The sequence below is a fragment of the Variovorax sp. Root434 genome, from assembly GCF_001426595.1.
GTDB lineage: Bacteria > Pseudomonadota > Gammaproteobacteria > Burkholderiales > Burkholderiaceae_C > Variovorax.
The window spans coordinates 66,250-79,648 of sequence record NZ_LMEK01000024.1 but is presented as its reverse complement, the minus strand read 5'-3'; the positions used below and the strand labels follow the sequence as shown (position 1 = coordinate 79,648).

Sequence of the window (13,399 nt, the reverse complement as noted above, 5' to 3'; positions counted from 1 at the left end):
AAAAAACCAGATCGAGATCGAAGAGATGCAATTCCCGGAATCCTGGCTGCGCGAGTTCTGCAACCCGCCCCTCGACAGCGCCGCACTGGCCGAAACGCTCACCATGGGCGGCTTCGAGGTCGAGGAGCGCCGACCGGTGGCGCCGCCTTTCACGCGCATCGTGGTCGGCGAGATCAAGGAAGCGGTGCAGCACCCTAACGCCGATCGCCTGCGCGTGTGCCAGGTCGACGCGGGGCAGGGCGCCTTGCTCAACATCGTGTGCGGCGCGCCGAATGCGCGCGTCGGCATCAAGGTGCCGTGCGCGCTGGTCGGTGCCGAACTGCCGCCTGGTGAAGACGGCAAGCCCTTCCTTATCAAACTCGGCAAACTGCGCGGCGTCGAGAGCCAGGGCATGCTGTGCTCGGCGCGCGAATTGAAGCTGAGCGAAGACCACGGCGGCCTGCTCGAACTCGCTACCGATGCGCCCATCGGCGCCGACGTGCGCGATGTACTCAAGCTTGACGACGCGCTGCTCACGCTCAAGCTCACGCCCAATCTGGCGCACGGCCTGAGCGTTTACGGCGTTGCGCGCGAACTTGCAGCGCTCACCGGTGCACCGCTCAAGACCCCGGCTATCGCGCCAGTGGCCACGTCGTTCGCCGATGTGCTGCCAGTCAAGGTCGAGGCGCCTGACCTGTGCGGTCGTTTTTCCGGCCGCATCGTGCGCGGCGTGAATACCAAGGTCGCCACGCCGGCGTGGATGGTCGAGCGCCTCGCGCGCTGCGGCCAACGCAGCGTGACGCCGCTGGTCGACATCTCGAACTACGTGATGTTCGAGTACGGCCAGCCCAGCCACATCTTCGACCTCGACAAGATCCACGGCGGCCTCACGGTGCGCTGGGGCAAGGCGGGCGAACAGCTCAAGCTGCTCAATGGCAACACCATCACCGTCGACGACAAGGTCGGCGTGATCGCCGATGACCGCGAAGTCGAATCGCTCGCCGGCATCATGGGCGGCGACGCCACATCGGTTTCCGACGACACGCGCAACATCTACGTCGAGGCTGCGTTCTGGTGGCCCGAGGCCGTGCAGGGCCGTTCGCGCCGCTTCAACTTCTCGACCGACGCAGGCCATCGCTATGAGCGCGGTGTCGATCCGAGCCGCACGGTGCAGATCATCGAGCGCATTACGCAGCTGATCATTGAAATCTGCGGCGGCGAGGCTGGCAGGATGGACGACCAGACGCTGCGCGTGCCCGAGGCCGTGCCCGTCACGCTGCGCGTGGCGCGCGCCTCGCGCGTGATCGGCATGCCGCTGACGCAGGCGCAATGCACCGATGCGCTGAACCGCCTCGGCTTCGCGATCACCGAAGGCGAAGGCACGCTGACCGTGACCCCGCCGCCGCACCGCTTCGACCTGCTGATCGAAGAAGACCTGATCGAAGAGGTCGCGCGCCTGATCGGCTTCAACAACCTGCCGACCATCGCGCCGCTCGCACCCATCACCGCCCGCGTGCGGCCCGAGGCGCAGCGCAGCCGCTTCGCGGTGCGCCGCAGCGTGGCCGCATTGGGCTACCAGGAAACGATCAACTTCAGCTTCGTCGAGGCGCACTGGGAGCAGGACCTTGCTGGCAATGCCAATCCGGTCAAGCTGCTGAACCCCATTGCCAGCCAGATGAGCGTGATGCGCTCGTCGCTGCTCGGCTCGCTGCTGCAGGTGCTCAAGTTCAACCTCGACCGCAAGGCGCCGCGCGTGCGTGTGTTCGAGTTGGGCCGCGTGTTCATGCGCGACGACAGCGTCGTCACCACCGACAGCACCGTGCGCGGCGTGAATCAGCCGATGCGCGTGGCGGGCCTCGCCTGGGGTGATGCCGACGAGGCGCGCTGGGACGGCAAGCCGAACCGCGTCGACTTCTACGACGTCAAGGGCGACGTCGAGGCACTGCTTGCACCGCTCGTGCCGGTCTTCGAAGTGGCAGAGCATCCTGCGCTGCACCCGGGCCGTTCGGCGCGAGTGCTGGTCGATGGCAAGGCCATCGGCTTCGTCGGTGAACTGCATCCGCGCTGGCGCCAGAAGTGGGACTTCGCCCAGGCGCCGGTGCTGTTCGAACTCGACCTCGACGCGGTCACTGCACGCCCCGTGCCGGTTGCGCAGCCCGTGCCGAAGCACCAGGCCGTGGAGCGCGACCTCGCCGTCGTCGTGGCCGAAGCCGTCACGCACGATGCGCTGGTGCAGGCCATTCGCACGGCAACGGCCGCACAGGGTCTGCTGCGCGACGTGACGCTGTTCGACATCTATCGTCCGCAGCCATTGCGCGATGGTGCCGTGGCCGCGCCCGGAGCACTGGCGCAAGGCGAGAAGAGCATGGCGGTTCGCCTGACCTTCCAGAACGACGGCGCCACCTTGACGGACGAGCAGGTCGAACCCGCGGTCCGCGCAATCGTCGAACAATTGGGCGCCGCGCTCGGCGGCCGCTTGAGGGGATGACGGGAATGAACGCTGCCGAATTCACGCTCGAGGCTCTCGAAACGCCCGCGCTCACCAAGGCGCATCTGGCCGACCTGCTGTTCGAGCAAATCGGCCTGAACAAGCGTGAGTCCAAGGACATGGTCGAGGCGTTCTTCGAACTCGTGGCCAACAGCCTCATCGAGGGCACGGACGTGAAGATCTCGGGCTTCGGCAACTTCCAGATTCGTGTGAAGGCGCCCCGGCCCGGCCGCAATCCGCGTACCGGCGAGGCGATTCCGATCGGGGAGCGCCGCGTGGCCACGTTCCATGCGAGCGCCAAGCTCAAGGAACAGATTCACGGAAGCATCGACCAGAACGGCGCAGCCGAAGTCGAGTGGAGCTTGGGCGCGGAATAGTGCTTGGTGCTGTGCGCCTGGGTGGAGTAATCTCTAAGGTTTCCCGCGCACAGTCTTGATTTCAATGGAGAAAACGCTCCCACCGATTCCCGTCAAACGCTACTTCACCATCGGTGAGGTCGGCGAATTGTGCGGCGTCAAGCCGCACGTGCTTCGCTATTGGGAGCAGGAGTTCACGCAGCTGCGGCCCATGAAGCGGCGCGGCAACCGCCGCTACTACCAGCACCACGAGGTGCTCATGATCCGCCGCATCCGCGATCTGCTCTACGACCAGGGCTTCACGATCAGCGGTGCGCGCAACAAGCTGCAGGAACTGGTGCAGGGCGAGCGCGACCGCCGCAAGGCAGGAGAGGTGCCGCTTGAAGGCGTGGAGGCGATCGAGATCGATCAGGAAGAATTCGACGCTGCGGTGGTGCAGGAGTCCGCTGCACCCGCTGCTGCGCAGACGGTCGATCTGTCGCAGTTGTTGCACCTGCGGCGCGAACTCTTTGAAATTCGTGAGCTGTTGACCATCGGACGCTGAATTTCAACCGCTATAATCGAGAGCTTCGGTGTGTGGCGCAGCCTGGTAGCGCACTTGCATGGGGTGCAAGGGGTCGAAGGTTCGAATCCTTTCACACCGACCAAAATTGACAGGGGTTAGCAGCGTAGTAGTTGCTAACCCCTTTGTCATTTTCGGTGCCCGTGCCCTACATATGCCCTAAATTGCACGGGTTCACTGTTCTCCAAGGGCGCACAGATGCCGCATTGGGCTCAGTTGCCTGCTGGCAATTCCCCGTGGTCTGACCCTCGAAAACATGCGCAACGAGTGTTTTCACGCGAAAGGTAGTACGACGAGGCGCATACCAAGGTCTGGGCAACGCCCAGCATGACGGTCGTTGTTGTCCTGCTCTGCACGCTCGCTTGGCTCAGATGCTGCGCAAGTTGACCCGCTTCGAGAGCGCCTCGGCGCTCTCGCGCCGTTCGCTGTAGCGGTCGACCAGGTAGCTCGCGCAGTCGCGCGTGAGCAGCGTGAACTTCACCAGCTCTTCCATCACGTCGACCACGCGCTCGTAGTACGGCGAGGGCTTCATGCGTCCCGCCTCGTCGAACTCCAGAAAGGCCTTGGCCACCGACGACTGGTTGGGGATCGTGATCATGCGCATCCAACGGCCCAGCACGCGCAGCTGGTTCACGGCATTGAACGATTGCGAGCCGCCCGACACCTCCATCACCGCAAGCGTCTTGCCCTGCGTCGGACGCACCGAACCGACCGACAGCGGTATCCAGTCGATCTGCGCCTTCATGATGCCGGTCATCGCCCCGTGGCGCTCGGGCGACGTCCAGACCATGCCTTCGGCCCATTGGGCAAGCTCGCGCAGTTCCACCACCTTGGGGTGGTCGTCCGGCTCCGAGTCCGGCAGCGGCAGGCCACGGGGGTCGAAGATCCGCGTTTCCGCGCCCAACGCTCGCAGCAGGCGGGCGGCTTCTTCCGTCAGCAGGCGACTGTAGGAGCGCTCGCGCACCGAGCCATACAGCAGCAGGATGCGCGGCGCGTGCGTGGAGCGTTGCGCCGGCAGCAGCAGATCCGGGTCGGCCTTTGCGAACAAGGCCGGATCGATGTTCGGCAGCTCACGACTCATACCAGCCTCGCGACGAGTTCACGACCTTGACCACGGCCAGCATGATTGGCACCTCGATCAGCACGCCGACCACGGTGGCCAGCGCCGCGCCCGAGTGGAAGCCGAACAGGCTGATGGCTGCGGCCACCGCCAGCTCGAAGAAGTTGGACGCGCCGATCAGCGCCGATGGGCACGCGATGTTGTGCTTCTCGCCGAGCTTCCGATTGAGCCAGTAGGCAAGGCCCGAATTCAGTACCACCTGAATCAGGATCGGCACTGCGAGCATCGCGATCACCAGCGGCTGCTTGATGATGGCCTCGCCCTGAAACGCGAACAGCAGCACGAGGGTCAGCAGGAGCGCCGCGATCGACCACGGGCCGATGCGGTGCATCGCCTGTTCGAAGGCCGCGGGCCCCGCCTTCAGCAGCCGCTTGCGCAGCAGCTGCGCGAAGATCACAGGCAGCACGATGTAGAGGCCCACGGAGGTGATGAGCGTGTCCCAAGGCACGGTGATGGCCGACAGGCCCAGCAGCAGGCCGACGATCGGCGCGAAGGCGAACACCATGATGGCGTCGTTCAGTGCGACCTGCGAGAGCGTGAACGTCGGGTCACCGCCGGTCAGCCGGCTCCAGACGAAAACCATCGCCGTGCAGGGCGCTGCCGCCAGCAGAATCAGGCCGGCCACATAGCTGTCGAGCTGCTCGGCCGGCAGAAAGCTTGCGAAGACCTGGCGTACGAAAAGCCATGCCAGGAAGGCCATCGAGAACGGCTTCACCGCCCAGTTGATGAACAGCGTCACGCCGATGCCGCGCCAATGGTTCTTCACCTGCGCGAGGGCCGCGAAATCGACCCGCAAGAGCATCGGGATGATCATCACCCAGATCAACACGCCTACCGGAATGTTGACCTTCGCGACCTCCAGACGGCCTACCGCCTGGAACGCCGCCGGGAAGAGCTGCCCCAGCGCGATGCCGGCGACGATGCAGAGGAACACCCAAACCGTGAGGTAGCGCTCGAACACGCTCATGGGGGCTACCGCGCTGCGCGGGCTTTCAATCACTGCACTCATGGGGTCAGCTCGCAGAGATGCGGCGCAGTCGCTCTTGCAGCTCGGCGTCGCTCATCGCTTCGGGATTGTCCAGCGCCAGCAGCTGGAGCATGCGGTAAGAGATCGCCTGGCGCGTCAGCTCGAAGGCCTGGCGCTTTGCCTCGTCGCCGCCCTCGGTGTTGGACGGGTCCGGATAGCCCCAGTGGATCTTCACGCGCGTGCCGGGCCAGTACGGGCAAGCCTCCTGCGCAGCGCTGTCGCAGACCGTGATGACGACCTGCATGACGGGCGTGGTGAACTCGTCCCAACTCTTGCTGCGAAAGCCCTCGGTGTTCACGCCGGCGGCCTGCAGCACGTCGATGGCGAACGGGTTGATCTTTCCGCTGGGCGCGCTGCCGGCGCTGAACGCCTTCACGTCCTTGCCGAGCTTCTGGGCCCAGTGGTTGAGCATGCCCTCGGCCAGCACGCTGCGAGCCGAGTTGTGGGTGCAGAGGATGAGAACGTTGAGCGTCATTGCGCAGCCTTTTGAATCTTGCCGATGTCGAGCTCGGACTCGTTTTCGGCCTGAATGCCCAGGTCGTCCGAGTAGAAGGCGATGCTCTTCGCCAGGTCATCGACGTGCAGATGGACATGAAAGCGCTTCATGGGTTCTCCTTCAGCATTCGCAGGCTGTGACGCTGGCAGGCAGGCACGCCTCGCCCTGGCAGCAGTTCTCCGTGAGATAGCCGAGCAGCGCATTCATCTGCTCGAACACCGCGCGGTAGATGAGGTTGCGACCGTCCCGCGTCTGGCTGACCAAGTTGGCGTGTGTCAGCTCTTTGAGGTGGAACGACAGGCTCGTCGAAGGCACCCCGAGCTGATCCGCGAGCACACCGGGCGTCAGGCCGTCAGGTCCGGCGACGACCAGTGCTCGAAAGACCTGCAGGCGTACCGGTTGGGCCAGCGCGGCCAAGGCTTGGATGACGTGTTTTTCTTCCATTATCCAATAATAGTTGAATTATTGGATAGATTCAATGAGCTTGCTCGGCTCCAACCCGCAGGTTCCTACGCTTCGATCCGCCCATGCCGCGCGCTTCTCTGGCGCATGGTCGACCTCCCAACCCAGCTTTGCTGCGGTCAATCGATTTTTGCGCCGGAGTCCTTCACCAGCTTGCCCCATCGAACAATGTCGTCTCGGATCAGCTTCGAAAACTGCTCCGCGCTGCCTCCGCTCACATCGGCGCCCTGAGCGATCAGTTTTTGGCGCAAGTCGGGCTCTTTGAGCGCCTTGTTGATGTCGGCATTGAGCTTGGCGACGACTTCCTTCGGCAGGTTCGCCGGGCCCAGGATGCCGAACCACGTGACGGACTCGAAGCCGCTGAAGCCCGATTCGGCCACGGTGGGCACTTGGGCCAGGTCCTGCACGCGCTGCAGCGAAGTCACGGCGAGCGGGCGCATCTTTCCGCTCTTGATGTGGCCCATCAGCGTCGGGACTGTCGAGATGTAGAGCTGCACCTGACCGCCGATGACGTCCGTGGCGCCCTGGCTCGCGCCCTTGTACGGAATGTGCGTGAGCTTGATGCCCGCCGTTTTCTGGAAAGACTCGCCCGCGAGATGGGACACGGTGCCGTTGCCCGACGATGCGTAGTTGATGAAGCCAGGCTTTTCCTTCGCAGCCTTCACCACGTCGCCGAGCGTCTTGTAGGGAGTGCTCGATCCCGCGACGATGACCAACGGCGAACTCGCCACCAGGCTCACCGGCGTGAGGTCCTTGACCGGGTCGTAGGGCAGCTTGGGGTACAGCGTCGGATTGATTGCGAGGTTACTGGTCTGGCCGAGCACCAGCGTGTAGCCGTCAGGTGCCGCCTTGGCGGCTGCATCGACACCCAGGTTGCCGCCAGATCCGGGCTTGTTGTCGATCACGAAGTTGTAGCCCGAGCTGGTCAGCTTGTTTGCCAGTTCGCGCGCAATGATGTCGGTGCCGCCACCAGCGGGGAACGGCACGATCAGGCGGATCGGCTTCGTGGGCCAGGCTTCAGCGTGTACGGCCGTGACCAGAAGGGATGCTGCGGCCAATGCCAGCACAGCGCGGCGTGAGGGATGCATGAACTTGTCTCCGATAGGCAGCGCCTGAGGGTGGCGCTTTCGGAGGACTTTATTTGCGAGTTGCAATACGTACAATGCCGTTGCATACAGCGAACCAAGGTCCAATATGCGCAACGCCAGCAAGAGTGAGCCTGCCACCGAACGCGCCAGCGGGGTGATCGCCGTCACACGGGCACTGTCCCTGATGGAAGCCTTCGAGGTGGGAGAGTCGAGTCTCCCGCTCGCGGAACTGAGCCGTCGCTGCGGCATGCACAAGACCACTGTGCTGCGCCTTGCCCGCACGCTCGCGCAATCCAACTACATGGTGCAGACCGACGACGGCCAATGGCGGCTCGGACCGGCGGCCGGCTGGCTCGGGGCGCGCTATCAGGCCGGGTTCGACGTCAATAACGTCGTCGAGCCCGCCCTGTACGAACTGGTCAAGCTCACTGGCGAGAGCGCGTCCTTCTATGTGCGCGAAGGCGACATCCGGTCTTGCGTCGCCCGCGTCGAAGGGCCGCAGTCGGTGCGGCACAGCGTCCGCATCGGAGAGCGGCTGCCGCTGAATCTCGGCGCACCGGGGCGGGTGATCCTCGCGTTCAGCGGTGCCAAGGGGGAACCCTACGAGTCCATTCGTTCGCGCGGCTTCCACATCTCGATGGGCGAACGCGAGACCGAGGTATCGAGCGTTGCAGCCCCCGTGTTTCGCACCAACTGGAACCTGCTCGGCTCGATGTGCATCTCGGGGCCCAGTTCACGACTCACGAAGACGAAGCTCGAGAAGTACGCGAAGAGCGTCGTGCAGGCCGCCAACAAGCTCTCCTACGCATTGGCGGGCCAACGCTCAGCTGCGACGCCGCCGGTTGTTTCGAAGTGGCATCCCTAGCGCCTTGCCAAGGGTAATCCACCCGCATCCATGTCGGCCATCAGGATGTGGCCGTGCGTCGAATCGGTGACGTACAACGTGCGACCTTCGTGTCCGCCGAAGACGAGATTGGTGGTTGACGCGCCGCTCGGCCCTCGCAGCACTTCCACAGGCTCTGCACGACTGTTGAGTACCCACACGTAACCCAGTCCGGGGTTGGCGACCAGCAGCCGCCCTTGCGCATCGACCGCAAGGCCGTCCGGTCCACTGGGCCCGTACGACGTGAAGAACTGGCCGACCTTTGACACGCTGCCGTCGGGCAGAAGGGGCACGCGCCAGACGCAATTGCCGCGCGTCACCGCGAGATACAGGACCCTGCCGTCCGGTGACAGCGCGACGCCGTTCGGGCTCGGGATGTTGTCCAGCAGCAGATCGAGCCTGCCGTCGCGCCCGAGGCGGTAGAGCCTCCCAGTCGGATCGTGAAGGCCCGTCTGGCCCTGGTCGGTGAAGTACAAATTGCCGGCACCGTCGAACACCAGGTCGTTGACGCCCTTGAAGCGTTCGCTGTTGCGACGTTCGAGGAAAGGTGTGACGCGACCGCTCGCAACCTCGACTTGCATCAACCCGTTCTTGTAGTCGGTGATGAGCAGGGTTCGCGCATCGAGGAACTTCATTCCGTTGGGCTCTCCGTCGTACTCGGCGACGAGCGACCACTGTCCTTGCGGATCGATGCGGAAGATGCGACCCCAGGGAATGTCGGTGACAAAGAGGTTTCCGGCGTCGTCGAAGACGGGCCCTTCGAGGAACGAATCGGTCGGCGTGCCGCCGCGATTCGCGTCTGCCCATGCGCTGCGTTCGGGGCGACGAAATTGATCGGGCATCGCACTGAAGAGCTTCAGTTCGCGCACCTGGGGTGGTTGGATGAGGAACATGGTCTGTAATGCTGCTCAGGTCGCAAAGCCATAGAGCTTTGCGGGGTTGTCGACGAGGATGCGGTCCATCAGCGAGGCGTCGTCGCCGCACCATGCCTGGAGGAGATCGACCAGCGCGGCATCGTTCACGGTGCCGGCGGCTTCGGTCGTATGGGGCCAATCGCTTCCCCAGAGGATGCGATGTGGCGCGGCTCGCACGAGGGCCTGGCCGAGCGGCACGGTGTCCGCGTAGGAAGGTCCGCCGACCGATGAGCGCATGTAGGCACCCGAGAGCTTGATCCAGGTGCTCCCGGCCTCCAGCAGTGGCATCAGGAGCCGGAAGGCTTGCGCCGATGATCCTTCAGTTGGGTCGATGCGTCCGAGGTGATCGACCACCAGCGGTGCTGGAAGCTTCTCAAGCACGGGTGCAAGCTCGACCAACTGGTCCGGATGCAGCAGGAGCTGGATGTGCCATCCGAGGCGGCTCGCCTTGGAGGCCAGCGTGATCAGCAGGTCCGGCGTTGTGACGCCCCACGATTGCGGAGTGACGAAGTTGAGGCGCAGGCCTCGAATGCCGCGCGACGCGAGTTCGTCAAGCTCCGCTTCTGAGACATAGGGGTCCACCACTGCGACGCCTCGCGCGTCAGGGCCAAGCTGCGCGAGTGCATCGAGCGTGCATCGGTTGTCGGTGCCGTAGGTCGATGGCGTCACCACAATGGCCCGCGTGGTTCCGAGGCGCTCCTGCAGACGCCTGTAGGCGGCCACCGGCGCCAGAGGCGGCTGCCGCGTCCAGTGCGGCGAAGGTTTGAACCGAGGATCGAAGATGTGCATGTGGCAGTCGCACGCCATCGGCGGCAACCGGCGCGCAGGCCGATCGAGGCCCAGAGAATGCGGCACCGGCTGCGAAAGCGTGGACCAGGAATTCATCGGATGCTCAGTCCAGCTTGATGTCGCCCTTGCGGACCACATCGCCCCACTTTGCGTCTTCCTTCTTGAGGAAGGTTGCGAACTCCTCAGGCGTCGATCCAACGGCTTGGGCACCGAGATCGGCCAGGCGCTTCTGCACCTCGTCTTCCTTCAGGACTTCGACCACTGCGCGTTGCAGCTTGTCAGCGATGTCCTTTGGCGTCTTGGCGGGAAGGAACATGCCGTTCCACTCGAAGGCCTCATAGCCCGGAACCACGGTCTCGGCGACCGTCGGCACCTCAGGCATCCGCGGCGAGCGTTGCGGCGAGGACACCGCGAGCGCCCGCAGCTTGCCCGAACTCACGAAGGGATAGCTCGCGGCCACGGTGGCGAACATGAAGTCGACCTGACCGCCCATCACGTCCGTGATGGCCGGGCCGCCGCTCTTGTAGGGCACATGGACCATGTCGAGGCTCAGCTTCTGGCGCAGCAGTTCCGATGCGAGGCGCTGCACAGTGCCGCTGCCGCCGGAGGCGTAGTTCACCTTGCCGGGTTGCGCCTTGGCCTTGGCGACCAGATCGTTGACCGACTTGATTGGCGAATCGGCCTTGACGATCAGCGCATTGGGCGCCAGCAGCACCAGGGAGAGTGGCTGCAGAGCGCTTGCGGCAAACGGCATCTTGGGAAAGAGATGCGGATTGATCGAGTAGGGTGTCGCGTCGTACAGCACGGTGTAGCCGTCCGCCGGGGCCTTGGCGACGAAGCCGGCACCGATGGTGCCGCTGGCGCCGGCACGGTTGTCGACGATCACGGTGGCGCCAAGCTTCGTACTCATGCGCGCCGCGACCACGCGGGCCACGGCGTCGGCGGCGCCACCTGGCGCGTACGGCACGACGATGGTGATGGTGCGGTCGGGATAGGCCGCGTTGGCGGCGCCGGCGGCAAGAGCGCAAAGGGCGCATGCGACGAGTGCAGCGCGCTGGGTGAAAGTAAGTCTGGAGAACATGAAAGCAATTCCTGTTTGTCGATGAGTTGCCGGACGTGTCGGCATCTCACTCGGCCTTGATGTCGAGTTCGCGTGCGAGCTACTTGTAGCTCTGCACTTCGTGCTGAAGCTGCTCACCGAATGCGCTGCCGCAAACGCTCTGCGCTTCCATCCCCAAGCCTTTGAGCCTCTCCTGAGTGGAAGCTGCCTGCGCGAAAGCCTGTGCAGTCTTCTGCAGCGTCGCGACCACGGCGGGCGGCGTGCCTGCGGGTGCGAGCAGTCCGTACCAGGCGTCGGCGCGGTAGTCCTTCACGCCGGCCTCTTCGAAGGTCGGCACCTGGGGCAGCAATGCGGAGCGCTTCGGCGCGGCCACTGCGAGGGCAGTGAGCTTGCCCGATTGAATCTGCGGCAGGACCGAGCCGAGCGTCGCGAACGAGCTGCCCACCTGGGTCATCGCGCAGATGGATCGGGCTGCGTGGAATCGCTTGAAGTTGTTGACGCGGCGCATGGTTTGTCTCCTTGGAATCGCGGCGCTGATGGCGTGCGTCGGGGCTTCAGCCGCGGGCGAGCACAGCCAGCAGGTTGCTGGCGGCACCAACGCCCATGTTGACGTAAGCATCGCTGGTGACGCCCCCGATGTGAGGACTCATCACGATGCGATCCTGCTTGCGGAAGGGGTGATCGGCGACCAGCGGCTCGACCGCGAAGGAGTCCAGACCCGCGCCCGCGACTTGGCCGGACTCGATCGCGACCAGCAGAGCCTGTTCGTCGATCAGGCCACCGCGAGCGGTGTTGACGATGATCACGCCCCGCTTGCACTTCGCGAGTGCGGCTGCGTTCATCACACCGCGGTTGTCATCGGTCAGCGGGCAGTGAAGCGAGATCACATCCGAATCGCGCCAGATCGTTTCCAGATCGACGACCTTGATGTAGCCCGGGACGTCCTTGTCATAAGGATCGAAGCCGATCACGTGCATGCCCATCGCATCCGCCATCTTGGCGAATCGCTGGCCAATGGCACCCAGACCGATCAGGCCGACGGTCCGGCCTCCCAGCTCGAGAGACTTGTGTGTCGCTTTATCCCAGTGGCCGGAGTGCATGCGCCTGTCGAGTTGGACGACCGACTTCGCGCACGCCAGCATGAGTGCGAGGGATTGTTCCGCCACGGCGGCTGCATTGGCCCCGACCGCGACGACGACCTCGATGCCTCGCGCCTTGGCTGCGATCTTGTCGATCGTGTCCGTACCGGTACCGTGCTTGGCGATGACCTTGAGCGCCGGCGCGGCATCCATCATTTGCGCGGTGACCTTGCCGTAGCGGACGATGATGGCCACAGGGTTGTGTTCCTTGCAAAGGGCCCCGACATCTTCCTCGGTCGGCGTCTTGCCTGCATAGACCATCTCAAAGCCCGCGAGCAAGTCGAGGGCCTGCGGCGCGAGGTCGGCGCCAGTGACGAGTACGGCGCTCACAGCGATTCCCCTTCCTTCAGGACGCCGGCGGCGCGCAGTGCTGCAGGCAGCCACTTGGAGGCGGTGTCGCCGCGGTTGATGGCTTCCTGGCGTGCGGCTTCGTCGGCGACCTTCTTGTCGGCCAGCGCCAGCATCGCGGTCGCTTTCTCGCGTTCGATCACCACCACGCCATCGGCATCGCCCACGATCAGGTCGCCGGGATTCACCATGGTGCCGCCGGCCGAGATAGTGTGATTGATGCGGCCCGGGACGAACTTCGTCGGTCCTGCCGGGTTGAAGCCTGCGCTGAACACCGGAAAGCCGAGTTCCAGCAGGTCGAGCCTGTCGCGAATCGCGCCATCGACGATCACGCCCGCCAGCCCCTGCTTCTTGCAGGCGCTGAGCATCAGGGTGCCCATGAGGGCGGCCGTCTGATCGCCCTTGCCATCGATCACGAGCACGTCGCCCGGCTTGGCCAGCGCGATCGCGGCGTGGACCATCAGGTTGTCCCCGGGGCGCACCTCGACGGTGAAGGCGGGGCCCGCCACCGACATGCTGTGGTGGACCGGTGCCACGCGGGCATTCATCGTGCCGCGACGGCCTGCGACATCTGCAAGGATGGCGGCCTGGAAGGCGGCCGCCTTGGCGACGATATCGGCGGATACGCGTTCGATCTCGCGAACGATTTCAGGAAGTTGGCTCATGGTGATGGTTCTCTCGGTTTGAA

16 protein-coding genes and 1 tRNA gene are annotated in these 13,399 nt (G+C 64.5%); 5 read left to right on the top strand and 12 right to left on the bottom strand.

Going from position 1 to position 13,399, the window contains the following annotated elements; translation table 11 throughout:
- Positions 1 to 25 precede the first annotated feature (25 nt).
- The 4 genes from pheT (at position 26) to ASD05_RS20020 (ending at position 3,470) form a co-directional block, all read left to right on the top strand.
- A complete protein-coding gene (gene pheT / locus ASD05_RS20035) occupies positions 26 to 2,467 on the top strand; it encodes a phenylalanine--tRNA ligase subunit beta (protein WP_056596136.1) in 2,442 nt (813 codons plus the stop codon).
- 5 nt (positions 2,468 to 2,472) lie between these two features.
- Positions 2,473 to 2,844, top strand: a complete 372-nt coding sequence (locus ASD05_RS20030; protein WP_042673257.1) for an integration host factor subunit alpha — start codon at positions 2,473 to 2,475, stop codon at positions 2,842 to 2,844.
- 64 nt (positions 2,845 to 2,908) lie between these two features.
- A complete protein-coding gene (locus tag ASD05_RS20025) occupies positions 2,909 to 3,367 on the top strand; it encodes a MerR family transcriptional regulator (RefSeq protein WP_007832504.1) in 459 nt (152 codons plus the stop codon).
- Between the two features lie 26 nt (positions 3,368 to 3,393).
- A tRNA-Pro gene (locus ASD05_RS20020) sits at positions 3,394 to 3,470 on the top strand.
- 282 nt (positions 3,471 to 3,752) lie between these two features.
- Here ASD05_RS20020 and arsH read toward each other — a convergent pair.
- The 6 genes from arsH to ASD05_RS19995 form a co-directional block, all read right to left on the bottom strand.
- Positions 3,753 to 4,466 carry an arsenical resistance protein ArsH gene (arsH, locus tag ASD05_RS20015; protein ID WP_056596133.1) on the bottom strand — a complete coding sequence of 238 codons (714 nt, stop codon included), beginning with the start codon at positions 4,464 to 4,466 and terminating at the stop codon, positions 3,753 to 3,755.
- Positions 4,456 to 5,514 (bottom strand): ACR3 family arsenite efflux transporter, encoded by a 1,059-nt coding sequence (gene arsB, locus ASD05_RS20010; RefSeq protein WP_056596131.1) that lies wholly within the window; start codon positions 5,512 to 5,514, stop codon positions 4,456 to 4,458. Before arsB ends, arsH begins: the two co-directional genes overlap by 11 nt.
- A 4-nt stretch (positions 5,515 to 5,518) precedes the next feature.
- A complete protein-coding gene (locus tag ASD05_RS20005; protein WP_056596129.1) occupies positions 5,519 to 6,007 on the bottom strand; it encodes an arsenate reductase ArsC in 489 nt (162 codons plus the stop codon).
- On the bottom strand, positions 6,004 to 6,138 hold the full coding sequence (locus ASD05_RS30945) for a VOC family protein (RefSeq protein ID WP_268810553.1): 135 nt from the start codon (positions 6,136 to 6,138) through the stop codon (positions 6,004 to 6,006). Before ASD05_RS30945 ends, ASD05_RS20005 begins: the two co-directional genes overlap by 4 nt.
- A 10-nt stretch (positions 6,139 to 6,148) precedes the next feature.
- Positions 6,149 to 6,472 (bottom strand): ArsR/SmtB family transcription factor, encoded by a 324-nt coding sequence (locus ASD05_RS20000; RefSeq protein WP_056596126.1) that lies wholly within the window; start codon positions 6,470 to 6,472, stop codon positions 6,149 to 6,151.
- A 137-nt stretch (positions 6,473 to 6,609) separates the two neighbouring features.
- Positions 6,610 to 7,578, bottom strand: a complete 969-nt coding sequence (locus ASD05_RS19995; RefSeq protein ID WP_056596123.1) for a tripartite tricarboxylate transporter substrate binding protein — start codon at positions 7,576 to 7,578, stop codon at positions 6,610 to 6,612.
- A 106-nt stretch (positions 7,579 to 7,684) separates the two neighbouring features.
- On the opposite strand from ASD05_RS19995, the gene ASD05_RS19990 reads away from it, so the two are divergent.
- Complete coding sequence (locus ASD05_RS19990; RefSeq protein WP_056596120.1) at positions 7,685 to 8,443, top strand: IclR family transcriptional regulator; 759 nt, start codon at positions 7,685 to 7,687, stop codon at positions 8,441 to 8,443.
- On the opposite strand, the gene ASD05_RS19985 is transcribed toward ASD05_RS19990, so the two are convergent.
- The 6 genes from ASD05_RS19985 to ASD05_RS19960 form a co-directional block, all read right to left on the bottom strand.
- On the bottom strand, positions 8,440 to 9,354 hold the full coding sequence (locus tag ASD05_RS19985) for an SMP-30/gluconolactonase/LRE family protein (RefSeq protein ID WP_056596117.1): 915 nt from the start codon (positions 9,352 to 9,354) through the stop codon (positions 8,440 to 8,442). The genes ASD05_RS19990 and ASD05_RS19985 overlap by 4 nt on opposite strands.
- 15 nt (positions 9,355 to 9,369) lie before the next feature.
- Complete coding sequence (locus ASD05_RS19980) at positions 9,370 to 10,260, bottom strand: amidohydrolase family protein (protein ID WP_056596114.1); 891 nt, start codon at positions 10,258 to 10,260, stop codon at positions 9,370 to 9,372.
- A gap of 7 nt (positions 10,261 to 10,267) precedes the next feature.
- The gene (locus tag ASD05_RS19975) at positions 10,268 to 11,245 is read right to left on the bottom strand and encodes a tripartite tricarboxylate transporter substrate binding protein (protein ID WP_056596111.1); all 978 of its coding nucleotides are present in this window, start codon (positions 11,243 to 11,245) and stop codon (positions 10,268 to 10,270) included.
- A 79-nt stretch (positions 11,246 to 11,324) separates the two neighbouring features.
- Entirely contained in the window at positions 11,325 to 11,732 is a 408-nt protein-coding gene (locus ASD05_RS19970) for a tripartite tricarboxylate transporter substrate-binding protein (protein WP_235508042.1), read from the bottom strand.
- Between the two features lie 46 nt (positions 11,733 to 11,778).
- On the bottom strand, positions 11,779 to 12,693 hold the full coding sequence (locus tag ASD05_RS19965) for a hydroxyacid dehydrogenase (protein WP_056596104.1): 915 nt from the start codon (positions 12,691 to 12,693) through the stop codon (positions 11,779 to 11,781).
- On the bottom strand, positions 12,690 to 13,376 hold the full coding sequence (locus ASD05_RS19960) for an RraA family protein (RefSeq protein WP_056596102.1): 687 nt from the start codon (positions 13,374 to 13,376) through the stop codon (positions 12,690 to 12,692). The genes ASD05_RS19965 and ASD05_RS19960 overlap by 4 nt, the downstream gene beginning before the upstream one ends.
- Between the last annotated feature and the right edge of the window lie 23 nt (positions 13,377 to 13,399).

Excerpts from the sequence above, each read along its gene's own strand:
- ASD05_RS20030 (WP_042673257.1), top strand. The coding sequence starts at position 2,473 with ATGAACGCTGCCGAATTCACGCTCGAGGCTCTCGAAACGCCCGCGCTC.
- ASD05_RS20000 (WP_056596126.1), bottom strand. The coding sequence starts at position 6,472 with ATGGAAGAAAAACACGTCATCCAAGCCTTGGCCGCGCTGGCCCAACCG.
- ASD05_RS19985 (WP_056596117.1), bottom strand. The coding sequence starts at position 9,354 with ATGTTCCTCATCCAACCACCCCAGGTGCGCGAACTGAAGCTCTTCAGT.
- ASD05_RS19960 (WP_056596102.1), bottom strand. The coding sequence starts at position 13,376 with ATGAGCCAACTTCCTGAAATCGTTCGCGAGATCGAACGCGTATCCGCC.
- ASD05_RS19980 (WP_056596114.1), bottom strand. The coding sequence starts at position 10,260 with ATGAATTCCTGGTCCACGCTTTCGCAGCCGGTGCCGCATTCTCTGGGC.
- ASD05_RS19995 (WP_056596123.1), bottom strand. The coding sequence starts at position 7,578 with ATGCATCCCTCACGCCGCGCTGTGCTGGCATTGGCCGCAGCATCCCTT.
- ASD05_RS20025 (WP_007832504.1), top strand. The coding sequence starts at position 2,909 with ATGGAGAAAACGCTCCCACCGATTCCCGTCAAACGCTACTTCACCATC.
- arsH (WP_056596133.1), bottom strand. The coding sequence starts at position 4,466 with ATGAGTCGTGAGCTGCCGAACATCGATCCGGCCTTGTTCGCAAAGGCC.
- ASD05_RS30945 (WP_268810553.1), bottom strand. The coding sequence starts at position 6,138 with ATGAAGCGCTTTCATGTCCATCTGCACGTCGATGACCTGGCGAAGAGC.
- ASD05_RS20005 (WP_056596129.1), bottom strand. The coding sequence starts at position 6,007 with ATGACGCTCAACGTTCTCATCCTCTGCACCCACAACTCGGCTCGCAGC.
- ASD05_RS19970 (WP_235508042.1), bottom strand. The coding sequence starts at position 11,732 with ATGCGCCGCGTCAACAACTTCAAGCGATTCCACGCAGCCCGATCCATC.
- ASD05_RS19975 (WP_056596111.1), bottom strand. The coding sequence starts at position 11,245 with ATGTTCTCCAGACTTACTTTCACCCAGCGCGCTGCACTCGTCGCATGC.
- pheT (WP_056596136.1), top strand. The coding sequence starts at position 26 with ATGCAATTCCCGGAATCCTGGCTGCGCGAGTTCTGCAACCCGCCCCTC.
- ASD05_RS19990 (WP_056596120.1), top strand. The coding sequence starts at position 7,685 with ATGCGCAACGCCAGCAAGAGTGAGCCTGCCACCGAACGCGCCAGCGGG.
- arsB (WP_056596131.1), bottom strand. The coding sequence starts at position 5,514 with ATGAGTGCAGTGATTGAAAGCCCGCGCAGCGCGGTAGCCCCCATGAGC.